Here is a 25,882-nt window from a genome sequence, read left to right as displayed (position 1 = left end):
TCGGGGTTTCGCGTTGATCGCGAGACACGAAGGTTTTTTTCGTCAGGCCCACCCACAGTAACAGGTACTGCGCGTGTCCAAGATGATGATCTTTACGGGGAATGCAAACCCCGACCTCGCCCGTCGAGTAGCAGCACAATTGTATATTCCATTGGGCGATGCTTCGATAGGCAAATTCTCTGACGGTGAAGTCAGTGCGGAAATCAACGAGAATGTGCGCGGTAAGGATGTATTTTTAATCCAGCCAACCTGCGCGCCGACCAATGATAACCTCATGGAGCTCATTGTTATGATTGATGCATTCCGTCGTTCCTCAGCGTCGCGCATCACTGCTGTAATCCCTTATTTCGGTTATGCCCGTCAAGACCGCCGCCCACGTTCAGCCCGCGTTGCAATTACAGCAAAAGTTGTTGCTGACATGCTCTCCGGTGTAGGTGTTGACCGCGTTTTGACTGTTGATTTACATGCAGACCAAATTCAAGGCTTCTTTGATGTCCCGGTTGATAATATCTACGGTTCACCAGTACTGGTGGATGATATTCAAGCGCAGCGCTTTGAAGACCTAATGATAGTGTCCCCAGATATTGGTGGCGTTGTTCGTGCTCGCGCTGTGGCTAAGTCTCTAGGCGTTGATCTGGCAATTATCGATAAGCGCCGACCTAAGCCTAACCAATCAGAAGTGATGCATATCATTGGTGATGTTGAAGGCCGCACATGCATCTTAGTCGATGACATGGTTGATACGGCTGGGACACTATGCACAGCGGCCAAAGCCCTAAAAGACCGTGGCGCATCGAAAGTATTAGCCTATTGCACACACCCAATTTTCTCTGGCCGAGCACTCGAAAACATCGAAAACTCGTTGCTTGATGAAATTGTTATAACCAACACTATTCCGCTGTCTGCTGCAGCTCAGGCTTGCACGCGCATTCGTCAACTTGACATTGCACCAGTGGTAGCTGAAGCCGTACGCCGCATCAGCAATGAAGAATCGATTAGCGCGATGTTCCGCTGAACAACGTGCAATCAACTACCGCCTAACTGATATTTAGGCTTTCACAACCCCGCTCGTCACTGGTCGCAAGTTGGCGGGCGTTGTTGTTTTTTTGGAGAGATACACATGAGCGAATTTACTCTAAACGCACAAGCGCGTAACGACTTGGGGAAAGGTGCGAGCCGCCGCCTACGTCGTAACGCGAACTTAATCCCTGCCGTGGTTTACGGTGGTGATAAAGAGCCTGTTTCTGTCAGCCTGCAAAACCGTGAAGTAGCAAGACTGCTGCTTAACGATGCAGCGTTCAGCAGCATTCTTGCGCTGAATATTGACGGCAAAAAAGAAAACGTACTGATCAAAGCACTGCAACGCCACCCAGCCAAAAACTTCGTTCAACACGCTGATTTTATTCGCGTTGTTGCCGGCCAAAAACTGACCACTATGGTTCCAGTTGTATTGCTTAACGAAGACATCTGTGTCGGCGCTAAAACTGGCGGCGGTGATATTTTCCGTCTCTCTACAGAGCTTGAAGTAACTTGCTTACCAAAAGATCTGCCAGATGCTATCGAAGTTGATATGGCTAATGTTGACGTTGGTCAAATTGTCCACTTGGACGAAATCACAGCACCTAAAGGTGTTGAGTTTGTTGCATTAAGCCACGATAACAACCTCGCAGTAGCAAGCGTACAGGCTGCTCGCGTTAACGTTGAAGTCGATGAAGATCAAGATCAGCCTGCAGATGCAGCTGAAGGTGAAGCAGGCGCAGAAGCCGAAGAGAAGTAATCTCTAACGCTTGCCCTGTAAGACTAGGAGCTCCCGTAGTGAATGCTGTGCAACTGATCGTCGGCTTAGGTAACCCTGGCCCAGAATACGACCAGACTCGGCATAATGCGGGGGCTCTTTTTGTTGAGCGCTTAGCATCTGTTTACGGTGTAAGTCTTAGTTTTGATAAGAAGTATTCCGGTTTAACTGGAAAATTCAACCATCAAGGCCGAGACATTCGTTTACTGATTCCGACCACCTACATGAACCGTAGCGGTCAGGCTGTTGCCGCGCTGGCCAATTTTTTCAGAATCAAACCTGAAGAAATACTGGTTGCACATGATGAGTTGGATATGCCGCCTGGCGTATGCAAACTCAAACAAGGCGGCGGTCATGGTGGGCACAACGGTTTGCGCGATATTATTGCCTGCCTCGCCAACCAAAAGAATTTTCATCGTTTGCGTATCGGTATCGGTCATCCTGGCCATAGCAGCCAAGTCTCTAACTATGTGTTAGGCCGAGCGCCACGCAACGAGCAAGAACTCATACACACCAGTATCGAATTTGCCCTTGGCGTACTGCCTGATCTTCTTGACGGTAATTTTTCCCGCGCAATGCAGCAGCTACACAGCCAAAAGGCTTGAATCTTTTTTCCCGAGGACATCATCATGGGATTTAACTGCGGTATCGTGGGTTTGCCCAACGTTGGCAAGTCGACCCTATTTAACGCTTTAACCAAATCAGGCATTGCTGCCGAAAACTTTCCATTCTGCACCATCGAGCCCAACACCGGTATCGTTGCTGTGCCCGATCCGCGTTTAGGTCCTTTGGCTGAGATTGTTAAACCCGAGCGCGTACTACCAACCACCATGGAGTTTGTCGACATTGCCGGCTTAGTTGAAGGCGCCTCAAAAGGTGAAGGTTTAGGTAACAAATTCTTAGCCAATATTCGTGAAACCGATGCCATCGCCCACGTAGTACGCTGCTTTGAAGACGAGAACGTAGTTCACGTCTCCAACTCTGTTGACCCAAAGCGTGACATCGAAATCATTGATCTTGAACTGATCTTTGCCGACCTTGAAAGCTGCGAAAAACAGCTGCAACGCGTGGCGCGTAATGCTAAAGGCGGCGATAAAGAAGCTGTTGCACAAAAAGCATTACTTGAACAACTGATCAATCACTTCACTGAAGGCAAACCGGCACGCTTGCTTCTGAAGAGCTGGAGCGAAGAAGAAGTTCGTATTGTGCGCGGTTTTCATTTGTTGACCATAAAGCCTGTGATGTACATCGCTAACGTTGCTGAAGATGGTTTTGAGGACAACCCGCTGCTCGATATCGTCCGCGCGATTGCTGATGCAGAAGGCGCTATCGTTGTCCCCGTCTGCAACAAAATCGAAGCAGAAATCGCCGAGCTCGACGACGGTGAAGAAAAAGACATGTTCCTTGAGGCGCTTGGCCTTGAAGAGCCAGGCTTAAACCGTGTGATTCGTGCAGGTTATGAGCTTTTAGAACTGCAAACTTATTTCACCGCTGGCGTTAAAGAGGTCCGCGCTTGGACCACCAAAATCGGTGCAACCGCACCGCGTGCTGCCGCCGCAATCCATACTGACTTTGAAAAAGGCTTTATCCGTGCTGAAGTCATCGCTTACGACGACTTCATCCAATACAAAGGTGAGGCTGGTGCAAAAGAAGCGGGTAAGTGGCGCTTAGAAGGCAAGGAATACATCGTAAAAGACGGTGATGTCATGCACTTTAGATTTAACGTATAACCCCCTCTGCAATCTATTGTATCGGCATGCTGCCTATAGTTAATCTGCTGCATGCCGATACAGCTTTCAGCGCAGCTTATTGCGCCTACCGTAATTTTAATCAGTAACAATGCCTTGCAACTCAACGCGTCTGCATAATTGGCACGCATGCTCCGGCATGCGAAGGCAAAAAATACAGATACAGAGTTGTTGTGCACTATCGGCTTAAAAGGGAGAAGCCATGAGTTTTTACACACGTATATGAAGGTAAAATCAGATGAAAAACATCAAGGTGTCAATAAAACTAGCCATTAGTATCAGTGCTATGCTGTTATTAATCATAGTTTTAGCAACAGACAGTCTCTACAGCCTTAATCAAGTCCTTATGCGCGGTGACAACACATTACAGCTGACTCAAATTGACAGCGCCAGCAAGGACTTATTAATTGCCAACCGCAACTACAGCCTCTCTGCAGATGAGCGATACATCCAAGAAGCCCAAGCGCTGATCCGCAATATTCATAAGACCATAAATGATGTCAGAGCAACGCTGACACAAAAGCAGGGCATTGAGGCAATTAATCAAATTGCACAGAATATTGAAAACTACGATCAAGCCTTTGCAGCCAACACCCTAGCTCAACAAAACCAAGCCCTGCATTTTGCAAGCACTGTAAAAAGTGATAATGAAACAATAACTCTACTGAATGATCTAAATACTCTGATCAACGGCAGTGCACAGCAACCGACTGTCCATGTAGATTTTTATGATGTTTTCACCGGCCGCCTTGCAGCCGATCTTGTTGAATCACGGTATAAGCTCGCTTATGCAGCACGTGTCTTTCTAATGGAAGAAACTGCGCAGAGCTTGCAGCACCTTGAAAATCGCTATACTGAGCTGCAGGCCATCAATCAAAAGCTACGCCCTAGACTAACCGGCCAAGCCGCTTCCCTGCTTGCAGATGCATCAGTCTCGCTAGAAAGCTATATGGATTCATTGCGTCAATTTTATGCATTAAATAAAACTGAAATAGAAACTGAAGCAACGATGGAAAATGTCTATGCAAACTTGCGTACTAACATTGACACTGTATTAGACTTCCAAACCGAGTTTCGTAACAGTGTCGCTGGTAATTTAAAATTTGCATCCATTGCTCTAACCTTAATAGCCATCGCAGTAGGTACCTTAGTTGGCGTACTCATTGTTAGACAAATAACCCGCCCACTAAATGAAGCCGTTGGTATTGCCCGAGCAATTGGTAATAGCGACATGACTGGTAGCGGCGTTGAGCAACGCAGTGATGAATTTGGCACCCTGCTTAAAGCTCTTGACCAAACTCGCAACAACCTCAGCAAAACAATTGGAGAAGTATGCGGTATCACAACGCAACTGGCTGCAGCCGCAGAGGAGCTGTCAGTGGTCTCTAATCAAACCAGTGCTGGCGTACATAATCAGCGCATCGAAACTGAGCAAGTAGCCACAGCTATGAACGAAATGTCTGCAACAGTGCATGAGGTTGCTCAAAACGCAGAAGAAGCATCGGCCGCAGCGCAGAAAGCTAATCAGCAAGCCGAAACAGGCAACCAAGCCTTGCAAGTTGTTTTATCTGACATCAACACCCTTTCACAGGATGTGCACACCAGCGCTGAAGCCATACAACGCCTCAACCAAGACAGCGGCAGCATTGGTACAGTTTTGACCGTAATTAATAGTATTGCTGAACAGACCAACTTACTCGCGCTTAACGCCGCTATTGAAGCCGCCCGCGCGGGTGAAGCAGGCCGAGGTTTTGCCGTGGTTGCTGACGAAGTACGCAGCTTAGCCCATCGCACACAGCAATCCATTGCACAAATTGAAGAGCTGATCGCCACCCTACAGGAAGGCTCACAAAACGCAGTCAACATGATGGACAGCAGCCGCGCTTTAGCAAGCCTGACACTGGAGCACGCGCAAGAGGCTGGTGAAGAATTAGCAGCAATTACCCGCACCGTTGCCGAGATTCAAGCGATGAACTTCCAGATTGCTACAGCAGCAGAAGAACAAAGTGTGGTAGCAGAAGAAATTAACGTTAATATCGTCAACGTAAATAATATTGCTGATCAATCTGCCGCTGCGGTGGAACAGACATCAGCATCCGCCTCTGAACTCGCTCGCCTAAGTAACTCCTTACAAGGCCTAGTGGCACGCTTTAACATCTAAGGAAAGGTAAGCTATTCATATTGATTCAAGCTGCTTAAGTCGCAAAGCAGCTTGGCACCTAACGGCTTGAATCAACATGATTACGCTGATAAACCTCAGCTCCCATCGCCTGAATTTGGCCCTCAATTAACGCATCAAAAGGGCGCAACAACGGGCTGAAATCAGCATTTGGCTCAAGCATATTCAACGCATGCGTAACCGCTTCAACAGTCGCCAGTGCATTTTCATCAGGCGCTTTACGCAAGCGATAACGGCTACTTAATCCAGGTGCTAACGTCACTCGCGGTAACGTTGCCAATAGCGGATTACAGTGCAAAATTTTACGCGCCTTGCGCCAAGTCCCATCAGGCACCACCAACAATAAAGGCTGCTGATCATCCTGGTAAGCGCTTAGCATTTGTGCCTCCTCACCGGGAAATAAGACACATGCACGATAACCAGACAGCTGAATGTAGCGCTCGAGATCGCCAAACGTTTCCGCAATAAGCATTTGAGCGTTTTGTAAACCTAAAGCAGCCAAGCGCGCAGTATTTAAAGCGTGTTTAGCCTCATCTGGATGTTGCAATATCAGTACCCGCGTGCGACTGGGTAAGCTTGGTATTAAGCTGCACAGGCAGTGTGTCAGAGGTCGCGTACAGTTTTGACAACGCTGACGAGTTTCAGATTCAATGGTCATGAGTACGGCAGTAAAGACAATAAATGATGGTGATCTCCTTAAAACCACTGCGAAACAAACAAGCATTATATCTAAAGTGTTTCCATTTCAAGGTTTAATTATGCCTCCTTTAGCACTCTAAATCCGCTCCACACTGTGCAAAGACTGCATCAAAGCGGCTTTTTTATAGCTCATTGCCCCACTGCTCGAGCTGTTACCGCCTTTTAACCGCGCATCGATATTTCACTGCATTAACCGCCTGAAAAGTCTAAACAGCACAATCACTTTTACCCCGTCAGCAAACACCGTAGACTGACGCTCTAAAGGCATTGAGTTTGAGTACACATTGGACACCTTAATATATGAAGCGCTCGGCATTGGCTTACTATTAGGCACCCTCCTAGGCCTAACCGGCGCTGGTGGCTCACTGGTGGCTTTACCCTTATTACTGAGCTTACATTTGCCCTTACGTGATGCGATAGGCGTCAGTCTCGGAGCAGTAGGCTTATCTGCGCTGATTGGTGCAATTGGGCGTTGGCGTGCTGGTGATGTACATCTACTACCCGTAGCATTATTGACCATAAGTGGCCTACCCGGTAGTTGGATTGGTCAACAACTGGGGCAATTAGTCAGTGAGTTCTGGTTAGTGCTAGGCTTTTGCCTGCTGGTGCTATGGTCAGCATGGCGCATGTGGAATAGCGCCAAACTACCAGAAAAAACTGAGAAAAAAACACTTAACCGCGGCATGCTGGTATTTGTCGGTTTATGGGTAGGCATCATCTCAGGCCTGATGGGTGTCGGTGGGGGTTTTTTAATTGTCCCAGCCCTGTTGTGGTTCAGCCCACTCTCGATGCTCGCCGCAACAGCCACATCTATGGCGGTGATTGCACTGGTGTCTGGCGCAGGCTTCTTAATGTATATCCAATCGGCTCAGCCCTCTCTGCCATTGCTGGCAGGTATCGCTTTAGGAGGCGCAATCGGTGTCATGCTGGGCAATAAATTAGCCACTCGCCTTGGTGGCCCGATGCTGCAGCGTATCTTCGCCATTATGCTGTTGTCCGTCAGTTTATCTTTAGCGGCACAAAAGCTCTTTACTGTGCCTTTCTAGATAAAGAGCCACACTTACTTGTGCACAACGATTAAACTCAGCACTCGTAACGCAAGCGACAGTCGCGCGCCCAAACCTAACCAGCCTGTCACTCAGCGATTCCAGCTTGGCATTTATGTGCAGCGAGCCGCAAGGCAAAGGTATATGTACTGCTGACTTCGGTGGACAAGCAAGCCAGTGCCAGGGTCCCAGATGAACCGCAAAACTCTAAAAAGGCAGCTTTCAGATCATCCAACAGCAGCCACTAGGTGCGGAGCTGCAAGCGAATTTCAACCCGTAAGCCGCCTAAGGGGCTGTTGAGCAACTGTAGAGTGCCATGCAAGGTTTCAACAATATCACGAACAATACCCAACCCTAAGCCATGGCCGGCGCTGTGCTCATCTAAACGCGAGCCACGCTGCTGCACCTGCTCGCGCTGGCTTTCCTCGATCCCAGGGCCATCATCATCAACCCGCACGCAGTAGCTTTCACCATCGCTCTCAATACTCAGTTCAACGCGACTATCAGCCCACTTGCAGGCGTTATCCAGCAGATTACCCAGCATTTCTAAAATATCATCACGCTCGTAGGGTAAACGTAATTCAGCAGTAGCATGCCAGTGCAAGGTCAATACATCGCCATGCACTCGATTCATCAATTGAAATAAACCTGGTAATTCTTCGGCGCAATTAAAATAGGCACCCGGCAGAGCCTCGCCCGACAAGCGCGCACGGGTTAACTCGCGGGAAATACGCTGGTCGATGTATTCAAGCTGCTCTTTTAGCACGGCAGATAGCTCGGGTTGACGCTGCAATTCTTCGCGCCGCAGCACACTCATTAATACCGCCAGCGGTGTTTTTAGCGCATGGCCTAAGTTACCCAAGCCCTTGCGCGAACGCTTTAAGGTGTCTTCAGTGTGCACCAACAAACGATTAACCTGCTGTACCAAGGGTTGCAGTTCAATCGGTGTATCTTGCTCCAAAAAGCTGCGCTGCCCTAACTGTAACTGCTCTATTTGTACCCGCGTCTGTTCCAATGGCCGCAATGCACGACGCACCAAGCGCCATTGCAGCAACAAGGTCAGCAATAAAGCCAGCAGTCCTAAGCCACCACCAATAATCTGTGCCTGTCTAAAACTCTGCAAAACCGGACTGTAATCATGCGCCACCGTCACTTTAATATCGGTTTTATAGCGTCGATACTGGCCCTGATAGATCAGTAATTGCTGCTCTTCAGGCCCAGGCCTGAGCTGCTCAGAAAAGCCCAAGCGCTCAACTTTTGGCAACTCAAAATCCCATAGAGAACGCGAGCGCCAGCGTTGCTGATTAAACTCAACAATAAAATAGTGGCCAGAAAATGCCTTTAAAAATACCGCATCATGGTGACGGCTGTTTAACTCGATGCCTTGCGGTCCTTTGACCAGTGCCGCCAGCAGGCTCTCAGCTTGGGTTTGTAGGTTATGCTGCATATGCTGGCGTAAACCGCGATCAACAATCCACAAACCTGCTTGCGCCAGAAATAAGCCAACCACAACCAACAACATCGCCAAACTGAAGGTCAATTGGCGTTGAATTGAATGTTTCACTATTGCACTCCATCGCCAGTGAAGCGGTATCCTTGCCCGCGGCGCGTCTCAATCACTGCACGTCCCAACTTGCGCCGCAAGTGATTGACATGCACTTCCAGCACATTGGAATCACGCTCGGTTTCACCATCGTACAGATGCTCTGCTAAGTGGCTTTTTGACAAGACTTGCCCTTGATGCAACATAAAATAGCGCAGCAAACGAAACTCAGCACCGGTCAGCTCAACTTCTCGCCCTTGGCTGTATACAATTTGGCGTGCCTCATCTAAGCGTAAGCCAGCTGCACTTAAATGGCTTTGATTGGCAAACCCATGGCTGCGTCGTAGTAACGCCTGCACTCTTAGATACAGCTCTTCTTGGTGAAAAGGCTTAGTCAGGTAATCATCAGCTCCGGCTTTCAAACCATCAATACGCTCACTCCATGCGCTGCGCGCGGTCAAAATCAATACTGGAGTGCTAATGCTTGCTGCGCGCCACTGCGCCAGCACTTCTAAACCGGGCAGCCCTGGCAAGCCTAAATCTAGAATAATTAAATCATAGGACTCAACTGCCCCTTGATAGGCCGCATCACGACCATCAGTTAGCCAGTCAACGGCGTAGCCCAACTGCTGCTGCCCTACGCATAACTCATCGGCCAAAGCGACATTGTCCTCAACCAATAATAGGCGCATCAGTCGTCCTCTTCGTCTTCAAGCAGATCACCGTTGCTGGCATCAAATTTTAGTTCACGTACTTGCCCCTGCACGGTAAGCAATTCTATTTCATAGATATAACGACCATGCTCCTCTTCCAGCTCCAACTCCAGCAAGTGTGCTTTAGGATGCCGCTCTAAAGCACGCTCAATGAGTGTTTGCGAAGATAGGATCGTGCCTTCCTGGCGCAATCTTAATGCCTCATCTTGGCTTAAATCCCGCGCAGATATTTGGCCAGAAGCAGCAACAAAAAATATCGCTAAACCAGTATATAGAAGGCCTTTACGCATTAGTCATCCTGTTCGTTTTTAAGTACTTCACCCGTTTTAGCATCCAGTTCAACTTCCCACTTTTGACCTTTAGCATCACGCACGTCGACTTGGTAAATAAAGCGGCCATAGGACTCTTCAAGATCAGTATCCAATATGACGGCATCTGGATGTTGTGCCAATGCTGCTGCATCGAGCTTTTCAAAAGGCAATATCGCGCCAGTCGTGCTCAACTCAACAATTCTGGCAGGGCTAACATCTTGGGCTTGTGCAATACCTGCGCCCATGATTAAAGCGGTTGATACACACAATGCAGTTAAAGTTTTCATCATCATTTCCTCGTTTTAAGTGAATCAGCTAATCACTGTATGTTGCTGACACTGCATACATTACTATCTTTAACTTAATTAAAACTTAAAAACACAGCTTTTCAACTGCTCCCTCACCCAAACCGCAGCGCTCGGCATGTGGCATTACTGCTAAACTGAATCAGTAGAGTTTGTATTTTTAGGTACGTGTCCATGAAGCCAATGCCTACAACTGTAAGTAAAGAACCCGATTGCGCGCCACTAAATCCACCTAAAGCCTCATGTTTTAGGCGTTTAGTGCGTGGAGGCGTTTTACTGATTGTGTTGCTGATTGGCGCTGTACTGGCACTGCCGTATGTTTTACCTTGGCTCTTGCAACAACAAGGCATCGATTTTAATTGGCACAACCCGCAGTGGCAGCTCAACGGTTTTAGCGCTGAGCGCGTACAACTCACCCTGCCCAATCCAGACGCTGCAGCGCAGCAGTTACAGCTTGATGATGTACGCATCACATGGGCTGTGCAGTCCTTGCCGATCCAGCAGCTACAAGCCTCACGTCTTAAAGTCTATTGGCCGATAACAGGCTCTGACAACACTGCACACAGCTCAGCCTTATCAATTCCGCAAAGCCTGCTCAAATGGCTTCCACAACACATTGAGTTGCAGACAATTGACGCTGACCTACCTGGTCTGGGGCACCTGCAAGGCTCGCTCAACCTGCGGGCCAGCGCAACTGGCCTACCCTGGCAACCCGCATTTATTGATAGTCAGTTGACGCTAAACAATCTACAAGGTGCATGGCTCGATACTATTGCGCCTGAGTTTCGCCCCAACCACTTCAGCGCGCATATCACCAGCCACCCTGACCATAAACACAGCATCGATGGCCAACAACTGCTAACGTTCGATGTACATAGCACAGGGCCCATGCGCCTCCAACTCAACGGCCTATTAGATTTACAGCAAACACCACATTGGCAAGGCAGGCTAAAAAACAGCCAACTGTTTATGCAGCTCGATGCCCTGAATCATCCTTCACTACAGACACAACAGCTGCAGGCGCGCCTCTACTTTGAAGGGCAGGCTGACGAGCAACAGTTCAGCATTGGCCTCAATCCACACTCCAGACTTGAAGCTATTGACCTCACGCTGCCTGATAACGGCCAAGCCGATAAGATCAGCCTAGAGCTAGCAAACATGAGCGTGCGAGGCCGCAGTAATGCACCCTATGCCATTGAAATAGACAGCGCGTTTAGCGCACACATTCAACAACTGCGCACAGAGCAATTACACAGCCAAGATTGGACGCTAAACGGCACGCTCAGCGGGCCGCTACAGCAACTTGAGCTAACCAGTCGCCTCAGCGGCGAACACGGCCTCATCATCGCCAGCCAGCTAAACCTGAACGATGACGCAACACACGGCAGTGCCAGCATCGAAAATATGCGCTTTGACACAAGCAATCCTCTGCAAAAAACCTTCACCGACTGGCCACAGTCGGTCTCGCTCAACAGCGGCCAACTGCACAGCACTATCGATTTTAATTTTCCTAGAGAAGCGCCTTTGTCCGTTAATATCGATCTCGGCGCCAGTGCCATACAGGGCGCGATTGACAGCCATTACGTCCAAAACCTCAACATAGCCTTCGCTGGCCAGCTCAATATTCAACCTGAAGCGCAGTGGCAAGCCAGTCTCAGCAACGCACAGCTGAGTCTCGCTCTAGACGCGCTGAGCGGGCCAAGCCTGCAGACTAAACAGCTGCGCATGCAAACCGCCCTCACAGCAGACGCCAATCACGAAAACTTTACGCTACGCTTTAATAACAACACCCGCCTTGATGCCCAAGCAATCAAACTGAGTGACACAGCCAGCGCAGTAAAAGCCAGTCTTAAGCTGCCTGAGCTGATCATTCAAGGCCCAACAACTGCGCCTGAGCAAGCCAATCTGACCGGCCCCGTCAACCTACACATCGATAGACTCAGCGCAAAACAACTGCACACACAAAACTGGGATTTCAACGGCAATCTCAATGGTCAACTAGCACAAGCCCAACTCAACGGCACACTTAGCAATCAACACGGATTGACTCTAAACAGTCACGTTCGCCTGCTAGACAACGCAATGCAAGGCCACGCCACGCTAAAAGAAGTGTTTTTCAAAGCTGGCAACCCCCTACAGCAGACCTTAAAAGACTGGCCTGAATTGGTGTCGTTTAACACGGGCCGATTGCGCAGCCGCATTGACTTTACTGTGCCCTTTAGTGGCGCGGCTAATCTGGCCCTAACCGGCAGTGCCGATGGACTGAGTGGTATTGTTAATCGCAGTGAGTTAAAAAACCTAACTTTTGAATTCAGTGCACAGTTGTCTGATCAATCCTTGGTGCTCGGCTTACCCCACTTAACCATTGAGCAGCTCAACCCTGGCATCCCAATGAGCACAATTGCCTTTAATAAAGTGCATTACCACACCAACCTCAACACCCCTTTGCAAGGTGCCGGTAATTGGCAGAGCATTCAAGCGAACCTGCTTAACGGCAAGGTGTGGCTCGATGCACAGTATCTCGATCTGCGCCGCCAACAACAATTGCTACTCAACGTAGAAGGTTTGGAACTGCAAGAGCTGCTGCGGGTCTACCCTGCAGAAGGTTTAAGCGGCACAGGCACTATCGATGGACAATTGCCTATCCACATTGCCCATGACACCTTTTACATTGAAGCGGGTCAATTGCAGGCCAGAGAACCTGGTGTTTTACAGTTCCAGTCAGAAAAAATTCAGGCCTTAGGACAAAGTAACCCAGCCATGCGCATCGTCGCGGATGCTTTAGAAGATTTTCACTTTAATCTATTAAGCAGCGGGTTAAGCTATGATCAATCCGGTAAGCTGTTGTTGAGTGTGAATTTAAAGGGGCAAAACCCCGACCTTGAAAAAGGTCGCCCCATTCACTTAAACATCAACCTTGAAGAAGACATTCCCGCGTTGCTCGCCAGTATCCAGCTCAGCGGTCAAGTCAGCGAGATTATTCAAAAGCGTGTTCGGGAGCGTCTCGAAAAGCGCTAGTACAGGAGGTATTTATGCGTACAAATCTATTTTTAAGTGTTTTTGTACTCGCTCTATTTAGCAGTGCCTGCACGCCTACCGTGCAGCTATCGGCCCCTAAAGAGCCAATTAATATTAATTTAAACGTTAAAATAGAGCATGAGATTTATATCAAGGTAGATAAAGAGCTTGATACTATTTTCGACGAATCCAGCGGTTTATTCTAAGGAGCGCACTATGACTTTTCGTAAATTCTTAATGCCTTTGTTGTTAGTAGGCAGCCTCCTCAGCACAACGGTGCTAGCGATGGATCTAAACACAGCCATGAGCAACCTGGGCCAAGCAAAATCTGCTGGCTGGCTCGGTGAGCAACCCAATGGTTACTTAGGTGTTGTGCAAGCACAGGGTGGCGCAGCTGAAATTGCACGTTTAATCAATGAAGCGCGTCGCGCTGAATACCAACGCCTGGCCAAAAGTAATAATATTCAGCTGAGCGATGTGGAAACCATGGCCGGAAAAAAAGCACTGGAAAGAACACCAGCCGGACAATACATTCAAATTAACGGGAAATGGCTGAAAAAGTAAGAAATAGTGCTATTGGAAAATAATTTGCACCTATAACCTTCCAGAATTCAAACGCTTAGGGTATAGTCTGCTTCGTTTTCAGCAACAGCGAAAACATCGTCGGGGCGTAGCGCAGCCCGGTAGCGCACTTGCATGGGGTGCAAGGGGTCGAGTGTTCGAATCACTCCGTCCCGACCAATAAAATCAAAGGGTTACAGTTTTTAGCTGTAACCCTTTTTTATTGCCTGCCATTTTTACCCCATTTTTTACCCCATAGATAAAACTGCAGAACTCTAGGGTTAGCTGCAACCAACCCAGACCACCCTTGCCTACCTTCTCCTAAAATTATAGCCACGTTAAAAACGTAGGACTTACGCAGTTCTTACTGCTTCAACACTCTGACTCCTACCATCAAACTACTTATAGCAAAAAACACTATTTTTCCTACACCTATATAACCAAAAACTGTAGTGGTTATTTTAGTGCTACACCACACTAGTAATGACCCATACCTACCAGCCTAACCTAGACACTCATTTCCAGTGGCGTCCTAGGAGTACTGACGGTGCACAATACAATTTACAAAAACTCTGAGCTGAAAATTTTACGAATGAGTGATGTGGTAACAAAAACCGGATTTTCTAAATCCTGGATTTACGAGCTCATCAGACAAGGAGATTTCCCTAGCCCTAAAAAAATTGGCAGTCGCACAATTGGATTTAATTCGGCTGATGTTGACGCCTGGATTATTGAGCGGCTGCGTGGCTAGGGCTATGAGCTTACTAGATCGTCTCACAAACAGAGGTGACCTAGTCGCACTACATCGCGGTAGGCTTATCATTCAGCCAGCAAGCGGTGCAGCAGTACCTCAGGACTGGCTAAAAAATCACAATGATGAACTGGCAACTGCCCTGGCTACTAGAGCAAATATCTCACTGTATAAATATACCGGCTACACAGCAGGTTCATATACGGAATACAAGGCAGACGGCGTAACGTTACGTTTCATAAACTTGGCCACTAGTGAGGATGCGTATGCTGTATTTAACGTCAATAGAAGCCGAGCCCAAACTACTGCACGAGGCAAGGCAGGTTCTAAGCTTACAGGCAATAGGTTCAGGATCACGCGAAACATGGCGCTGTATAAGTTTTGGATGCGCAGCGGATTGCCAGAACCTAAAAGCAAATACCTGAGTGAGTTTCATCGCGTGATGGGAAGGCTTAAATCGGTGTATTTCACTATGGTCGTTAGTGATGGCAAAGCAGATAAAAATACAATTCAAGGTCTTACCATAATAGAGAACGATGGTGAGCTAGTGAGGGGAAAGGTAGGGGATAAAGCAGGGAACCAAGTGGGGGAAAAAGGGGGAAGATTAGCGGGGATAGAAATCCCACCAAACCTATACGATACGAGGGCTACAGACGATTTTAACTACGTGTCAAACGTAGTACGTTTAAAGTTAACAAGAAGGCACGTAGGTAAGAGCCCTTCACATCCTAACAATACTCTCAGTACAGCCCAAACAAACACAATCCACAATGAGAAAACCTCAGTAGCACCACAAGATCAAAGCGTTGAAGAATGGCTTGCAGATTACGATTCATAAGCAGGTGTCAATGGCCATTACCAGCAGATGTACTTATTGGTTTACACCTAACGTGATAAATCAGTTTGTAATATTTATTGTGCCGTCAATTGTTCCAAAGCTACGTAAGAGGTGTTGGTGACTCAACTGACTAGTAGTACTGAGTGATGTGATTGAAGCCCAGCTAGAGTTGATCAAAAGGCTAGGTGAGTGCCTGTTATGCACAAATCCCAATATTTCATAATTAACGACTTAGCATGATTATATCTGCAGACGGGTATATGATAAAATACCTCCTATAGACAGATAAGGAGGTTGTTATGCAAACTACTGTCAATGCACCTGCGCTGAGTAAAAACAAATGCACTACTGGTTTGAAGGTTGCCCTTCGTGTTCTTGAGAAGTGGGATGCCACAGTTAAACAAGCTTGTGCCATTCTGCGCGTATCACCCAGTACAGTTGCTCGTGCAAAAAGTGCCGAAGGAACTGAGTGGTCTATCAGCCTTGATTCTGATGTCATGCAACGTATCAGCATTGTTCTGAATATACACAGCGCACTACGCCTGGTTTTTGACAACCCTGAAAACGTATACGGGTTTCCAAGCATGAAAAACCATAATGAGTTTTTTAATGGCCGCTCACCGCTTGAAATCATGGCACAAGGAGATTTTATCTCACTGTACGAAACTTACAGACGGATTGATTCTATTCGCGGAGCGCAATGGTAATGGTCAACACTCTTGAAGAATGCACTGGCAAAACAATCACAGGCAACAGGCTGGTTAATTCAAAATTTCCGCCTATAGCCATCTTTGATGATGTGGCCAGTACTGAAGAGTTTGAAGTACTCTTTGCAATTCAAGAGCTGACTAACCCCAGAATTTTAAACGAGGTAGGCAGACTGGACCTCATAGCCCGCGATGAAATACCTTTTGGTATTCAGGGCTGCGCCTATGCCACTGCGCCATTTACACATATTAATCCTGCTGGCTCACGCTTTAGCCCAGGTACGTTTGGGGTTTTATACATTGCGGAAAATGAACAAACTGCACTTTTGGAAGTTAAGCACCACCAAAATATATATTGGTCTCAAGTCGATGGGATGAATTATGACCGCTTTGTATTTCGTGCACTCAAGTGCGTATTTAACGATACAGGCATGATGAGCGCTTCGGCTTTACCCTACAACGACCCTATCTATGATTCAGACGGTTACAGTGCATCTCACAGCCTTGGCCACGCCCTGAAACAAGCAGGCAAACCAGGCTTGCAGTACAATTCCGTGCGCCCTCAAGGTTCACTGTGCTGGGCGCTGTTTACACCCCTGCCCGTTCGTTCAATCGTACAAACATCACACTACGAAATGATTTGGAATGGCAGCATCATCAGCACAAACCGTATTACCAATATTCAGTTGCCGTGATGGAGCAAATCAAAACAAAGCTGTCTAGCGCCGTAAAGCAGAAACGACTTTCGCCGGCGAAACAACTCACAGCCTTTATGGCCTCAAATAAAAAGTTATCTATTCAACTCTTTTAATAACTCGTCGACTTACTCACTCATCCCTAGCGCCCAGAAATAAGTCTTAAAGCTTTCCAAAACGCTATTAGCTATAAGCTGGATAAGCGGCTAAAACTCATCAGCACAGTGAGCTGTATCTAGTGTTTGGCAGACTTGTTAACACAGGTGATCAACAGCAGTTCGATTTGGGTATACCCCAAAAGAACTAGTGTTTTAGAGGGTAAAGAACCTTAAGAAACCACTTGTAACAGACTGAAATTAGAGAACCATTTAAAGCAGACTGGAGTCTCTGAAGTGATCTTGCACGCCTATCTTTGAGCTTCAGTTTGGGCAAAATGCCGAACGAAAATCATAGGATTAGACGGCCATTTTGCCCAGGTGAGTCAATTTTAAGTTGGCGATGGTAGGTAAGTGTTGCGCTGGTGATAACAGTATTATGGCAGACACGCGCTGGCCACTTCTGAGTGAGCCAGCGAACAGCTGGTTGCAGTGTCGGTTAAGCCAGGCTGGACTGCAACAAGGGAGACTTATGCCTCCCTGCACTATCCATTCCTGAGCTAAAAGTACGGGGGGCTTTCGTGCAACGTGAGAAACCCTAGTGCTTTTTAGTATCACCGGCGACTTTGTCCATGATGGCAAATAATACGCCGGATACAACGAATGCCATGTGAATAATGACTTTCCATTTTAAACTGTTGGTGTCTGCATCGTTCATTGTCAGTGATATATCCATAAACGACTTTAAAAGATCAATCGCGGAAATTGCTACAATCGCACCGATGACCTTTAGTTTAAGTCCTGAAAAATCAACTTTCCCTATCCAGTCAGGTCGATCTTTATGATCGCCGGTATCAATTTTCGAGATAAATATTTCATAGCCGCTGAATATAATCATTAGCAATAAGCTGCCCACTAGGGACATATCAACCAACGCAAGTACCCCTACGATCACATCTGCTTCAGATGCAGTAACAACATGGGTTGCCAGGTGCCATAGCTCCTGAGCGAATTTTATGAATAATAAAAACACGCCCAGAACTAAACCTAAATAAAAGGGAGCAAGTATCCAGCGGCTGTTAAAAATAACCTTCTCTAAGGTGCGTTCAATATTTTTCAGCATGTAGGTCTCTTGAGGCTTCTATGACGATAAATTATAAGTTATGCCGTATTGCTTGAGATAGTAAAATACTTAACCAATGATGAGTATTTTTTGATTACTTTGGCAATGACAACGATCATTGGGTATGAGCGTTTTAAGCTCAAACCTAAGTAATGATCGCGGACTCACGAGTCCCCCATAAAATCTGCATGCATGTTTACCGTTTCAATCGGGCTCGCGTGTAAAGCGATAGAATAAACTGGGTTCACTGATCACGTACAAATAGCCATCTTCGTCAATGTTTACGCCTTCTGCCTGCGGAATACCTTTTTGTAAACCAGCAAACCCTCTAGCAAGGGATCTGAAACTAATCACTTTACCTTCAGTGGTTATTTCGATCAGTAGCTTCGACTCATCACTCAACAAAACTAAATGGCCACTCTTTTCATCGTAAGTGGCCGACGATACATCGGTTGCGAATACGTTATCTCTTATCCAGTCTGATAGATTACGCACACTTACAGGAAGTCCTTCATCTAAGCTTGCACGCAGACCGCTCACCTCAAGCAATTGGATAGGGTCACGCTCTTTAGCCACATACAGACGATCATTTTTAAGGTCGTAGGCAAGGCTTTCTAAACCTTTATTGTCCTCAGTCCAGAATGCAAGTTTGAGTGATGGATATTTTTCCTTATTCAGAGATCCACTGGTAAGTAGCCTGCCATCAACACTCACTGGGATATCTATAATAACTAGGTTTTGTTTACGTTCTTCCGCAACGACCAATTGGCCATTACCAATATAAGTTACTGCCTCCACGTCACTGAACCCCTCAAGGCTATAACGTGCGAGCACATCTCCGTCTCGGCTTAAAGCAACCAACTCGTTAGGGCCATTGATAACAGTCCATAGCATGCCCAAATCACGGTCATAAGTCAGACCAGAGAGGTTGTTGTCTATACCAATGACAGGCTTAGCGTCGATCTCGACACGATAGTTTGGTAACCATACTGCACGATCCTGCCAATCATCAGCGTGCATGTGAGTTTTGAGCCAGTAATACAGGCGATAATCAAGACGCTGCGTATGCAACTGGAACGCAGCAACCACCAGCAAGCACAGCATTACCCACATCCAGATACGAGCTTGCATCGAACGCCCAGGACGCTTTGTAGCCTTTAAGTACATAAATATCTCGTTTAGTTGTAGCAGGGGGGTATTTGAATTAATGAATGCTGACACAATCAATATGTTTTAGCGTTTGAAAATCAAAATTCTATATTTGGAAGGCCGATACTGTAAGTCTAATGTATTGATTTTAATAGGGTTGTTCACAAACTGTATACGTAATGCCACGCGCTGCATGGCTTCAAGTTGTGCATGGTTAACGAGCCCCCATGGTAGGGCTTTAGAAAGAGTTCTCACCATGGAGAGTTACGCAGCTTTGTCAGCAGGTTTCTTTAAGGATTAATCATCCTGGTGGTTTTTCAAAATCTCACCAGTAGCGGCATCCATTTCAACTTCCCATTTCTGGCCTTTATCATCACGCAGGTCTACTTGGTAAATATAGCGGCCGTACGACTCATCAAGCTCTGTGTCCACTATGGTGGCCTTTGGATGCTGCGCTAAAGCTGTCTGGTCAAGTTTATCAAAGGCTAAAATTGCGCCTGAGGTGCTTAGTTCAACTGTTTTAGCTGGGCTGACATCAGCTTGAGCTAAACCTGCGCCCATCATTAAAGCAACGGACATACATAATGTAGTTAAAGTTTTCATAGTTATTTCCTTGTCTGGAAGCTGCAACACAACGAAATTGTGTGTCTACGATGCCAAGGTTACAGACGCAGCCTTAATTCAAGCTTAAAAATATGCATTATTTAAGCTTGCGCTAAAAACTTTTAACAAACATTATTTGATGCTTTAAAGACCCGCTCGAGCGTGAATGTAAAGGTCAGGCAAGCCTAGCTGTATCACTAAAAAGTTTCAGCATTTAGAACCAGTTAACCACTATCCTGTCAATAAGTTCGGATCAACCATCATTTGCAATGGAGACATAGATGAATACTCGCAGCTTGCTCGATCAGCTTCTCAACTCAGGTAAAGAATTACTGCAAGGGCAGAATACAGCACAATCCAATCAGACAAATCCAGCAGCTCCAAACGAGCCCAATACAGCACTCAATGGTCTGCTTGGCAGTATTGGTGGTGGTGCTTTGGGTGGCGGTATTATCAGCTTATTGATGTCCAGTAAAAAGGCACGCAAGGTAGGTGGCAATGTTATTACTTATGGTGGCTTAGCAGCGCTGGGTGTCGTGGCCTATAAAGCTTATAGTAACTGGCAAAATAACAATCAAAATCGGGGTCAGGGACAGCCCAGCGCACCTTATACACAACATCAACCGCAGACAGTGGATCGTGTGTCCCCAGCAGTCATGGAAGAGCATAGCCAAGCTATTCTTCGCGCACTTATTTGTGCAGCCAAGGCGGACGGTCACATTGATGAGCGCGAGCGGCAGCTTATTGATGATGCAATCGCCAAGCTCACCAACGAGCCGCAGCTACAATTATGGTTCCAACAAGAGTTGCGCAAACCTCTCGATCCAGCTGACCTAGCTTTAGCAGCGAAGACCCCGGAAATTGCAGCTGAGATGTACCTCGCCAGCATTCTTGTAGTCGATGAGGAAAGCTATATGGAGCGAGCCTACCTTGACGAACTTGCACGTCAACTGCAGCTTGCACCTGCACTAAAAGCGGAGTTGGAAGCACAAGCAATAGCGCATCACTCTTAAAATTAAGCGCTTAAACAGCAGTTGAGTGCCCTAGCGGCGAATGTAGATGATTAGCATATTGTATCGCGCAGACTACACCAGCGATATAGACACGTTTACAAGCAGCTTTCTATGCAACCTGGAAGAATGACAGCTTAAGAATTCAGGAATCTATAAAAACATTATCGATTACGCTTTTGGTTTCCCTTAAGTGTAGAGAGGGTATTAATGTCCGCTTTAATCAAAATCAAAGGCTGTTCAAAAACGAAGTTGGTGACTTTTAGTTTGTCTATCAATTAATTATAGCCGCTAAACGTACGCGCCCGGTAGACCTATCTTGAGCCGGGCGACAACAATTAGTCATGGAAAAGTGTTTACGATTGAGCGCTGACTTTTCTGTCTAGACATTCCACAGTCTTTTAATCGTGCTAATACTCACCCCAAGCTCTGCAGCTGCTTTGCTTTGACTTATGCCTTGCTGTTTCAGTGCCTGTACGTTGCCTGAACTGGTTACGGGTGGTCGTCCTAACCGCTTTCCTTCTTTTTTTGCACGCTGCAACCCTGCATTGGTTCGCTCTATAAGCTGATCGCGCTCGAATTGGGCTACTGTTGCCAGCACCCCCATTGTCATTTTTCCTGCTGCGCTGGTTAGGTCTGTTCCACCGAGAGCGAGGCAGTGAACACGAATCCCCTTATCTTCAAGCCGCTTAACTGTCTGCACTAGGTCAATCATGTCGCGGCCCAATCTATCCAGCTTTGAAACTATTAACCGATCACCGGACTCCATGCGCTCAAGCAGCTTATTAAATCCTTCGCGTTGACTTGCACTGGTGCTGCCGCTGACAGTTTCTTCGATCACGCGATGCGGCTCAATGATAAAGCCTGCCGCCTGCGCTTCTATTAATTGATTTTCTGTTTTCTGGTCTGCGGTGCTGACTCTGGCATATAAGAAGGTACGCGCCATGATTACTTCCCTTTCTGGTGTCATAAACGTAGGCGCATAATACATGTTAGTATCAATACTGCAAAGGCTATATTTTGATACCGGCGGGAAGGATTGTTCTGGGTGGTGTCATAAACGGTCGTTTTTGAACCCGTCTTTGGAGAAGGTCACACTATTATTCTTGCGGAGCAATTTGACCGACCAGCTGGATGACGTTGAAAAGCTTAGATAATACAGAGTTCACTGCATCTATAATTCAAGCGGTTAACGGAATGCTGCTAGATATGTTGGCAGCAGTAGCACGTAAAGATTACGAAGATCGGCGCAGGCGTCAACTACAAGGTATCGAAAAAGCGCAAGCTGACGGAAAGTACGTTGGGCGTAAACCTGATTTGAAAAAGCGTGCAAATATTGCATCGCTGCTTAAGGCTGGCCAAAGCTACTCAAGTATTCAAGTAACTCTGGGTTGCTCCCGGCATTTGATTGCTGATGTAAAGAAAGGAATGGATACGTTAGAGTCAGCTCAAATATAAATAGGTAGCCAAACTCACTACGCCACTACAGTAGTCTGAGTGAAGCTATCTGTATTTCAGACGAATTACTGGATGGCAAAGTTTGTGGCCGAATAGTGGTCGATGTGAATCGCTGATAGGTAAGTTCTCACTTAATCCATTAGAGTAGCCTTATCTGCTGGCTCATCAAACCTACTGTCACGAAAAGTGCGACGGTAATTGGAGGGCGAAGTGCCCAGCTGAGTGGAAAAGTGCTGACGCAATGACAGCGCGGTGCCGAAACCAACGTCTGCGCTGATGCGTTCAATCGATAAATCGGTGGTTTCTAGCAAGTGTTGTGCTCTGGCGACCCGTTCAGCGTTTAACCATTGACTCACCGTCGTACCCGTCATATCCCGAAAGCGTCGGGTAAAGGTACGGCGACTCATGTTCGCCTCGTCCGCCAAGGTATCGACCGATAAGGGTTGCGATAGCTTATCACGCGCCCATTCCAGTAAGCCTGGCAGGCGGTTATCGCTGGACAGTTGTTGTACGGGGCGTTCAATGTATTGGGCTTGGCCGCCTTGCCGGTGTGGTGGGGTAACCAGCATGCGGGCAAGGTGATTTGCTGTTTCAAAGCCGTGGCGTTGCCTGATCAAGTGCAGGCAGCAATCAATGGCAGCAACGGTTCCAGCCGAGGTGATAATGTTGTCATCAGCCACATACAACACATCTGGACGAAACACAGCCTGTGGAAAACGCTGCGCAAACATGTCACGTACTGCCCAGTGGGTGGTCGCTTCTCTTCCATCGAGCAGCCCGGCATCACCCAACACAAAAGCCCCCAAACACAAACCCACAATCAGTGAGCCCTGAGCATGGGCGAGTTGTAACGCTGAAATCAACTCGGCGGGCGCAGGCAACTCAGCATTTTCCCATGCAGGAATTATGATGATATCGGCCTGTTCCATGGCCTCCAACCCATCGCGCACCTCAATCATCACGCCCTGATCACTGCTAACAGAGCCAGGGGTTAGCGTGCAGTAGGTCAGATTGTAACGCGGAGAACCGGGTGGGTTTTCACTCGTACCGAACACCAGCCCCGGTACAGAAAAATGAAACAAGCTTATGCCCTCAAAAGCAAGCACGGCAATCTCTACATCACTCATAAATACCTCTGCAATTAGTTATTGGCCCGATTATATTGATTATTGTCATATAGGCCACTTTTGCACATACGATGTACGTTTTAGACTGAGCACTATTATTAACCAATAACGTATTTGGAGTTGTACACATGTCCATTAAGATTCTCGCGAGCTCCCTTGCTTTGGCAATCAGCCTTGCCTCCGGCGTTGCATTTGCCCAGACAACTGCGATCAATGTTTCACAAGCGGCCCAAGAAGCTGTGCAACTGCAACAGATTCGCAATGCCACAGTAAAAATCACCTACGCAGATACAACTTTCCTGATCGACCCGATGCTGTCAAAGAAAGGCACTTACCCCGGCTTTAAAGGAAGCTACCGTAGCGAGTTACGAAATCCCTTGGTAGATCTGCCAATGTCGGAACAAGAAGTACTCGCTGGAGTCGATGCGGTCATCGTCACTCATACGCATCTGGACCACTGGGATGATGCTGCGCAGAAGTTCCTGCCCAAGGACATTCCGCTGTATACACAGCATCAGGCCGATGCCACTCTTATTCGTTCGCAGGGCTTCACCAATGTCCGAGTACTATCTGACAAGGCTGAGTTCGGCGGGGTGACCCTGAGCAAAACTGGCGGCCAGCACGGTACAGATAACATGTACGCATTGTCTGAAGTGGCAACTCTGCTAGGTGATGCCATGGGTGTGGTCTTTCAGGCCCCCGGTCACAAAACACTCTATCTTGCAGGAGATACCATCTGGCGTGATGAAGTTGATCAGGCGCTGGCTGAATACGAGCCTCAAGTAATCGTGCTAAATGCGGGTTATGCGATGCTGAACGGCTTTGACGCATCCATCATCATGGGTAAAGAAGATGTACTGCGCGCCGTTCAAGCTGCTCCGAACGCCACTATAGTTGCTACCCACATGGATGCCATCAACCATATGGCCCTGAGCCGTGAAGAGCTGAAGAAATATGTAGAAGAAAACAACATTCAAGATAAGGTTGAGATTCCCGAAGATGGTGTCTTGATAGATTTTTGATCAAACCAGTGACTTTCAAATAATAATATCTGACTAACCCCTTGTGGTAAAAAATTAACAACCATAAGGGGTTAAATATGAGCAAAGCCTACCGCTATTCAGATGTGTTTAAACAAGGTGCAGTTAACTAGATGGTTATCCATAGCTAGTCTGTCGCACGAGTTGCTACACGTTGAGATATCAGTAACGGCGGGGTATAAAACACTGATTGCTTCCCATCATGTTGAGGATGAGAAGCTATGTGCTCTTAAGGATGCAGCTTTCACTATGCCACTACAAATACTACCTATTCATTCTGGCATGCTTTCAATAAAGTCAGTCAATACCTGTGTGATGGTTAAACCTTTTTTGGCAGCATAAATCTTTAGCTTTGAGTGCATCTCCAGAGAAATATTAAAATTGACCCTTCTCTGTTCCTCAAGACCAGCTAAGTCAGCAAACTTGGATTTAGCATCTTGCCTGGCACTTGGCCGGCCTGCGTTTAATAACCTACTCATTTCCTCAAACCCTCACCTACTCAACAGTACTATCAAAAAAGCTTTTAATTTCAGCAGCAAGAGCATGAATTTCCATAGCTGCATCGCCTGTAGGGTACTCATCTAAAACAGTCGTACCTTGCGCTGCGGAGCCTGGGTAAATGACTCGTTGCGTTATTCTTGTTTCTAAAACAGGCAAGCCATACCCTTCAAGAGCACCGCCAACCTCAGAACTCATTTTTGTGCCTTTGATAGCGCGTGAAATAACAAATGCTGCTTGAAGCTTTCCGTCAGTCATTTCTATGCGCTGCTGTACCAGATCAACCAAGTCTGATGTCGCCCAAATATCATAAGGACTCGGCTGCACAGGTATAAGAATAAAGTCTGCCGCTTTAATAGCTGAAACTGCAAGATTGGCTGCCTGCGGTGCACCATCAATAATTATAAAATCTTTGCGTCCGAGGCTCTTTAAGTCACGCTCAATTGTGGGTCTATCAATACCAACAACGGTAACTGGGTTGTTATCGCGTACAGCTGACCAATCCCTAGCACTGCCTTGTGGGTCTGAATCCACCAATAAAACTTCTGCACCTGATAACTGAAATGCACGGGCTAAATGGGTTGCAACTGTAGTTTTACCAGCCCCGCCCTTTTGGTTTAATACTGCTATCACTTTCATTCGTAGACGCCTTTTCAAATAACATGTACTAAAAAGCATCTCATGGAAACTCAAACGCGCAAGTGAGGTTATGAGTAAATAAATAGATGAGTATCTATATGAAATGACTGATACCAAAATCAGCCGTATAAACTACTGCAACTATTGTTGCCTCTGCTTGCATCCTGAATAGCAAGTCGCTATTATATTTTTATACCTGCTCGTTGAGCAGTATGCCGGTCACTGGCCGAC

The 25,882-nt window shown here is 47.1% G+C and carries 28 protein-coding genes, 1 tRNA gene and 1 pseudogene; 18 read left to right on the top strand and 12 right to left on the bottom strand.

Going from position 1 to position 25,882, the window contains the following annotated elements; translation table 11 throughout:
- The first annotated feature begins 73 nt into the window (after window positions 1-73).
- The 6 genes and pseudogenes from FXF61_RS03005 to FXF61_RS15260 all read left to right on the top strand — a co-directional run bounded on the left by FXF61_RS03005 (window position 74) and on the right by FXF61_RS15260 (window position 5,704).
- Entirely contained in the window at window positions 74-1,015 is a 942-nt protein-coding gene (locus FXF61_RS03005; RefSeq protein ID WP_151183878.1) for a ribose-phosphate pyrophosphokinase, read from the top strand.
- A gap of 105 nt (window positions 1,016-1,120) precedes the next feature.
- Window positions 1,121-1,777, top strand: a complete 657-nt coding sequence (locus FXF61_RS03000) for a 50S ribosomal protein L25/general stress protein Ctc (RefSeq protein WP_151183877.1) — start codon at window positions 1,121-1,123, stop codon at window positions 1,775-1,777.
- Between the two features lie 38 nt (window positions 1,778-1,815).
- Window positions 1,816-2,400, top strand: coding sequence for an aminoacyl-tRNA hydrolase (gene pth, locus FXF61_RS02995; RefSeq protein WP_151183876.1), 585 nt, complete (start codon window positions 1,816-1,818; stop codon window positions 2,398-2,400).
- Window positions 2,401-2,424: 24 nt separating this feature from the next.
- Window positions 2,425-3,525, top strand: a complete 1,101-nt coding sequence (gene ychF, locus FXF61_RS02990; RefSeq protein ID WP_151183875.1) for a redox-regulated ATPase YchF — start codon at window positions 2,425-2,427, stop codon at window positions 3,523-3,525.
- Window positions 3,526-3,781: 256 nt separating this feature from the next.
- Window positions 3,782-4,846 (top strand): annotated as a pseudogene (locus FXF61_RS15265) (methyl-accepting chemotaxis protein); the annotation flags it as partial.
- 144 nt (window positions 4,847-4,990) lie between these two features.
- Entirely contained in the window at window positions 4,991-5,704 is a 714-nt protein-coding gene (locus FXF61_RS15260) for a methyl-accepting chemotaxis protein (protein WP_371921498.1), read from the top strand.
- Window positions 5,705-5,762: 58 nt separating this feature from the next.
- Here the strand turns inward: FXF61_RS15260 and FXF61_RS02980 are convergent, their stop codons facing one another.
- Complete coding sequence (locus FXF61_RS02980; protein WP_151183873.1) at window positions 5,763-6,380, bottom strand: tRNA-uridine aminocarboxypropyltransferase; 618 nt, start codon at window positions 6,378-6,380, stop codon at window positions 5,763-5,765.
- A gap of 325 nt (window positions 6,381-6,705) precedes the next feature.
- On the opposite strand from FXF61_RS02980, the gene FXF61_RS02975 reads away from it, so the two are divergent.
- Window positions 6,706-7,467 carry a sulfite exporter TauE/SafE family protein gene (locus FXF61_RS02975; protein WP_151183872.1) on the top strand — a complete coding sequence of 254 codons (762 nt, stop codon included), beginning with the start codon at window positions 6,706-6,708 and terminating at the stop codon, window positions 7,465-7,467.
- Between the two features lie 244 nt (window positions 7,468-7,711).
- Here FXF61_RS02975 and FXF61_RS02970 read toward each other — a convergent pair whose 3' ends face one another.
- The 4 genes from FXF61_RS02970 to FXF61_RS02955 are packed head-to-tail and all read right to left on the bottom strand — an operon-like array spanning window position 7,712 to window position 10,321.
- Window positions 7,712-8,989, bottom strand: coding sequence for an ATP-binding protein (locus tag FXF61_RS02970; protein ID WP_151185983.1), 1,278 nt, complete (start codon window positions 8,987-8,989; stop codon window positions 7,712-7,714).
- Between the two features lie 41 nt (window positions 8,990-9,030).
- On the bottom strand, window positions 9,031-9,702 hold the full coding sequence (locus tag FXF61_RS02965; RefSeq protein WP_151183871.1) for a response regulator transcription factor: 672 nt from the start codon (window positions 9,700-9,702) through the stop codon (window positions 9,031-9,033).
- Window positions 9,702-10,013 (bottom strand): PepSY domain-containing protein, encoded by a 312-nt coding sequence (locus FXF61_RS02960; protein WP_151183870.1) that lies wholly within the window; start codon window positions 10,011-10,013, stop codon window positions 9,702-9,704. Before FXF61_RS02960 ends, FXF61_RS02965 begins: the two co-directional genes overlap by 1 nt.
- Window positions 10,013-10,321, bottom strand: coding sequence for a PepSY domain-containing protein (locus FXF61_RS02955; protein ID WP_151183869.1), 309 nt, complete (start codon window positions 10,319-10,321; stop codon window positions 10,013-10,015). Before FXF61_RS02955 ends, FXF61_RS02960 begins: the two co-directional genes overlap by 1 nt.
- 192 nt (window positions 10,322-10,513) lie before the next feature.
- Here FXF61_RS02955 and FXF61_RS02950 point away from each other — a divergent pair, with 192 nt between their 5' ends.
- The 8 genes from FXF61_RS02950 to FXF61_RS02915 all read left to right on the top strand — a co-directional run bounded on the left by FXF61_RS02950 (window position 10,514) and on the right by FXF61_RS02915 (window position 16,909).
- Window positions 10,514-13,357 carry a YdbH domain-containing protein gene (locus FXF61_RS02950; protein ID WP_151183868.1) on the top strand — a complete coding sequence of 948 codons (2,844 nt, stop codon included), beginning with the start codon at window positions 10,514-10,516 and terminating at the stop codon, window positions 13,355-13,357.
- A gap of 14 nt (window positions 13,358-13,371) precedes the next feature.
- Window positions 13,372-13,563: a YnbE family lipoprotein gene (locus tag FXF61_RS02945; protein WP_151183867.1), complete on the top strand. Its 192-nt coding sequence runs from the start codon at window positions 13,372-13,374 to the stop codon at window positions 13,561-13,563.
- 10 nt (window positions 13,564-13,573) lie between these two features.
- Entirely contained in the window at window positions 13,574-13,921 is a 348-nt protein-coding gene (locus FXF61_RS02940; protein ID WP_151183866.1) for a YdbL family protein, read from the top strand.
- Between the two features lie 100 nt (window positions 13,922-14,021).
- Window positions 14,022-14,098 (top strand) — tRNA-Pro (locus tag FXF61_RS02935).
- A gap of 367 nt (window positions 14,099-14,465) precedes the next feature.
- Window positions 14,466-14,669 (top strand): AlpA family transcriptional regulator, encoded by a 204-nt coding sequence (locus FXF61_RS02930; RefSeq protein ID WP_256663482.1) that lies wholly within the window; start codon window positions 14,466-14,468, stop codon window positions 14,667-14,669.
- A gap of 4 nt (window positions 14,670-14,673) precedes the next feature.
- Complete coding sequence (locus FXF61_RS02925) at window positions 14,674-15,507, top strand: hypothetical protein (RefSeq protein ID WP_151183865.1); 834 nt, start codon at window positions 14,674-14,676, stop codon at window positions 15,505-15,507.
- A 299-nt stretch (window positions 15,508-15,806) separates the two neighbouring features.
- A complete protein-coding gene (locus FXF61_RS02920; RefSeq protein ID WP_151183864.1) occupies window positions 15,807-16,214 on the top strand; it encodes a DUF2384 domain-containing protein in 408 nt (135 codons plus the stop codon).
- Window positions 16,208-16,909, top strand: coding sequence for an RES family NAD+ phosphorylase (locus tag FXF61_RS02915; RefSeq protein ID WP_151183863.1), 702 nt, complete (start codon window positions 16,208-16,210; stop codon window positions 16,907-16,909). The genes FXF61_RS02920 and FXF61_RS02915 overlap by 7 nt, the downstream gene beginning before the upstream one ends.
- Window positions 16,910-17,602: 693 nt before the next feature.
- Here the strand turns inward: FXF61_RS02915 and FXF61_RS02910 are convergent.
- From FXF61_RS02910 to FXF61_RS02900, 3 genes are all read right to left on the bottom strand, one after another.
- The gene (locus FXF61_RS02910; RefSeq protein ID WP_151183862.1) at window positions 17,603-18,127 is read right to left on the bottom strand and encodes a TIGR00645 family protein; all 525 of its coding nucleotides are present in this window, start codon (window positions 18,125-18,127) and stop codon (window positions 17,603-17,605) included.
- Window positions 18,128-18,331: 204 nt separating this feature from the next.
- A complete protein-coding gene (locus tag FXF61_RS02905; protein ID WP_151183861.1) occupies window positions 18,332-19,294 on the bottom strand; it encodes an SdiA-regulated domain-containing protein in 963 nt (320 codons plus the stop codon).
- Between the two features lie 279 nt (window positions 19,295-19,573).
- Complete coding sequence (locus tag FXF61_RS02900; RefSeq protein ID WP_151183860.1) at window positions 19,574-19,879, bottom strand: PepSY domain-containing protein; 306 nt, start codon at window positions 19,877-19,879, stop codon at window positions 19,574-19,576.
- 281 nt (window positions 19,880-20,160) lie between these two features.
- Here FXF61_RS02900 and FXF61_RS02895 point away from each other — a divergent pair, with 281 nt between their 5' ends.
- Complete coding sequence (locus FXF61_RS02895; RefSeq protein WP_022966898.1) at window positions 20,161-20,892, top strand: tellurite resistance TerB family protein; 732 nt, start codon at window positions 20,161-20,163, stop codon at window positions 20,890-20,892.
- A gap of 379 nt (window positions 20,893-21,271) precedes the next feature.
- Here FXF61_RS02895 and FXF61_RS02890 read toward each other — a convergent pair whose 3' ends face one another.
- The gene (locus FXF61_RS02890) at window positions 21,272-21,835 is read right to left on the bottom strand and encodes a recombinase family protein (RefSeq protein WP_151183859.1); all 564 of its coding nucleotides are present in this window, start codon (window positions 21,833-21,835) and stop codon (window positions 21,272-21,274) included.
- Window positions 21,836-22,098: 263 nt separating this feature from the next.
- Between FXF61_RS02890 and FXF61_RS02885 the strand changes: the two genes are divergently transcribed.
- Window positions 22,099-22,347, top strand: coding sequence for a hypothetical protein (locus FXF61_RS02885; protein WP_256663481.1), 249 nt, complete (start codon window positions 22,099-22,101; stop codon window positions 22,345-22,347).
- Window positions 22,348-22,478: 131 nt separating this feature from the next.
- Here FXF61_RS02885 and FXF61_RS02880 read toward each other — a convergent pair whose 3' ends face one another.
- The gene (locus FXF61_RS02880; RefSeq protein WP_151183857.1) at window positions 22,479-23,474 is read right to left on the bottom strand and encodes a GlxA family transcriptional regulator; all 996 of its coding nucleotides are present in this window, start codon (window positions 23,472-23,474) and stop codon (window positions 22,479-22,481) included.
- Window positions 23,475-23,602: 128 nt separating this feature from the next.
- On the opposite strand from FXF61_RS02880, the gene FXF61_RS02875 reads away from it, so the two are divergent.
- Complete coding sequence (locus FXF61_RS02875; protein ID WP_151183856.1) at window positions 23,603-24,496, top strand: MBL fold metallo-hydrolase; 894 nt, start codon at window positions 23,603-23,605, stop codon at window positions 24,494-24,496.
- Window positions 24,497-24,786: 290 nt separating this feature from the next.
- On the opposite strand, the gene FXF61_RS02870 is transcribed toward FXF61_RS02875, so the two are convergent.
- Window positions 24,787-24,993 (bottom strand): plasmid partition protein ParG, encoded by a 207-nt coding sequence (locus FXF61_RS02870; RefSeq protein WP_151183855.1) that lies wholly within the window; start codon window positions 24,991-24,993, stop codon window positions 24,787-24,789.
- 16 nt (window positions 24,994-25,009) lie between these two features.
- Window positions 25,010-25,651 carry a ParA family partition ATPase gene (gene parA, locus FXF61_RS02865; RefSeq protein WP_178087250.1) on the bottom strand — a complete coding sequence of 214 codons (642 nt, stop codon included), beginning with the start codon at window positions 25,649-25,651 and terminating at the stop codon, window positions 25,010-25,012.
- Window positions 25,652-25,882: the final 231 nt, after the last annotated feature.

It is taken from the genome of Pseudomonas sp. C27(2019) (assembly GCF_008807395.1).
Lineage (GTDB): Bacteria > Pseudomonadota > Gammaproteobacteria > Pseudomonadales > Pseudomonadaceae > Denitrificimonas.
The sequence above is the reverse complement of the archived record's forward strand: the minus strand, read 5'-3'. Positions and strand labels throughout refer to the sequence as shown.

What these genes read in the sequence shown, in the direction of transcription:
- ychF (WP_151183875.1), top strand. Translation starts at nt 2,425, where the DNA reads ATGGGATTTAACTGCGGTATCGTGGGTTTGCCCAACGTTGGCAAGTCG.
- FXF61_RS02965 (WP_151183871.1), bottom strand. Translation starts at nt 9,702, where the DNA reads ATGCGCCTATTATTGGTTGAGGACAATGTCGCTTTGGCCGATGAGTTA.
- FXF61_RS02950 (WP_151183868.1), top strand. Translation starts at nt 10,514, where the DNA reads ATGAAGCCAATGCCTACAACTGTAAGTAAAGAACCCGATTGCGCGCCA.
- FXF61_RS15260 (WP_371921498.1), top strand. Translation starts at nt 4,991, where the DNA reads ATGAACGAAATGTCTGCAACAGTGCATGAGGTTGCTCAAAACGCAGAA.
- parA (WP_178087250.1), bottom strand. Translation starts at nt 25,651, where the DNA reads ATGAAAGTGATAGCAGTATTAAACCAAAAGGGCGGGGCTGGTAAAACT.
- FXF61_RS02870 (WP_151183855.1), bottom strand. Translation starts at nt 24,993, where the DNA reads ATGAGTAGGTTATTAAACGCAGGCCGGCCAAGTGCCAGGCAAGATGCT.
- FXF61_RS02955 (WP_151183869.1), bottom strand. Translation starts at nt 10,321, where the DNA reads ATGAAAACTTTAACTGCATTGTGTGTATCAACCGCTTTAATCATGGGC.
- FXF61_RS02960 (WP_151183870.1), bottom strand. Translation starts at nt 10,013, where the DNA reads ATGCGTAAAGGCCTTCTATATACTGGTTTAGCGATATTTTTTGTTGCT.
- FXF61_RS02885 (WP_256663481.1), top strand. Translation starts at nt 22,099, where the DNA reads ATGTTGGCAGCAGTAGCACGTAAAGATTACGAAGATCGGCGCAGGCGT.
- FXF61_RS02945 (WP_151183867.1), top strand. Translation starts at nt 13,372, where the DNA reads ATGCGTACAAATCTATTTTTAAGTGTTTTTGTACTCGCTCTATTTAGC.
- FXF61_RS02895 (WP_022966898.1), top strand. Translation starts at nt 20,161, where the DNA reads ATGAATACTCGCAGCTTGCTCGATCAGCTTCTCAACTCAGGTAAAGAA.
- FXF61_RS02915 (WP_151183863.1), top strand. Translation starts at nt 16,208, where the DNA reads ATGGTAATGGTCAACACTCTTGAAGAATGCACTGGCAAAACAATCACA.
- FXF61_RS02940 (WP_151183866.1), top strand. Translation starts at nt 13,574, where the DNA reads ATGACTTTTCGTAAATTCTTAATGCCTTTGTTGTTAGTAGGCAGCCTC.
- FXF61_RS02920 (WP_151183864.1), top strand. Translation starts at nt 15,807, where the DNA reads ATGCAAACTACTGTCAATGCACCTGCGCTGAGTAAAAACAAATGCACT.
- FXF61_RS02980 (WP_151183873.1), bottom strand. Translation starts at nt 6,380, where the DNA reads ATGACCATTGAATCTGAAACTCGTCAGCGTTGTCAAAACTGTACGCGA.
- FXF61_RS02890 (WP_151183859.1), bottom strand. Translation starts at nt 21,835, where the DNA reads ATGGCGCGTACCTTCTTATATGCCAGAGTCAGCACCGCAGACCAGAAA.
- FXF61_RS03000 (WP_151183877.1), top strand. Translation starts at nt 1,121, where the DNA reads ATGAGCGAATTTACTCTAAACGCACAAGCGCGTAACGACTTGGGGAAA.
- FXF61_RS02970 (WP_151185983.1), bottom strand. Translation starts at nt 8,989, where the DNA reads ATGTTGTTGGTTGTGGTTGGCTTATTTCTGGCGCAAGCAGGTTTGTGG.
- FXF61_RS02900 (WP_151183860.1), bottom strand. Translation starts at nt 19,879, where the DNA reads ATGAAAACTTTAACTACATTATGTATGTCCGTTGCTTTAATGATGGGC.
- FXF61_RS02875 (WP_151183856.1), top strand. Translation starts at nt 23,603, where the DNA reads ATGTCCATTAAGATTCTCGCGAGCTCCCTTGCTTTGGCAATCAGCCTT.
- FXF61_RS02880 (WP_151183857.1), bottom strand. Translation starts at nt 23,474, where the DNA reads ATGAGTGATGTAGAGATTGCCGTGCTTGCTTTTGAGGGCATAAGCTTG.
- FXF61_RS02905 (WP_151183861.1), bottom strand. Translation starts at nt 19,294, where the DNA reads ATGTACTTAAAGGCTACAAAGCGTCCTGGGCGTTCGATGCAAGCTCGT.
- FXF61_RS02925 (WP_151183865.1), top strand. Translation starts at nt 14,674, where the DNA reads ATGAGCTTACTAGATCGTCTCACAAACAGAGGTGACCTAGTCGCACTA.
- FXF61_RS02910 (WP_151183862.1), bottom strand. Translation starts at nt 18,127, where the DNA reads ATGCTGAAAAATATTGAACGCACCTTAGAGAAGGTTATTTTTAACAGC.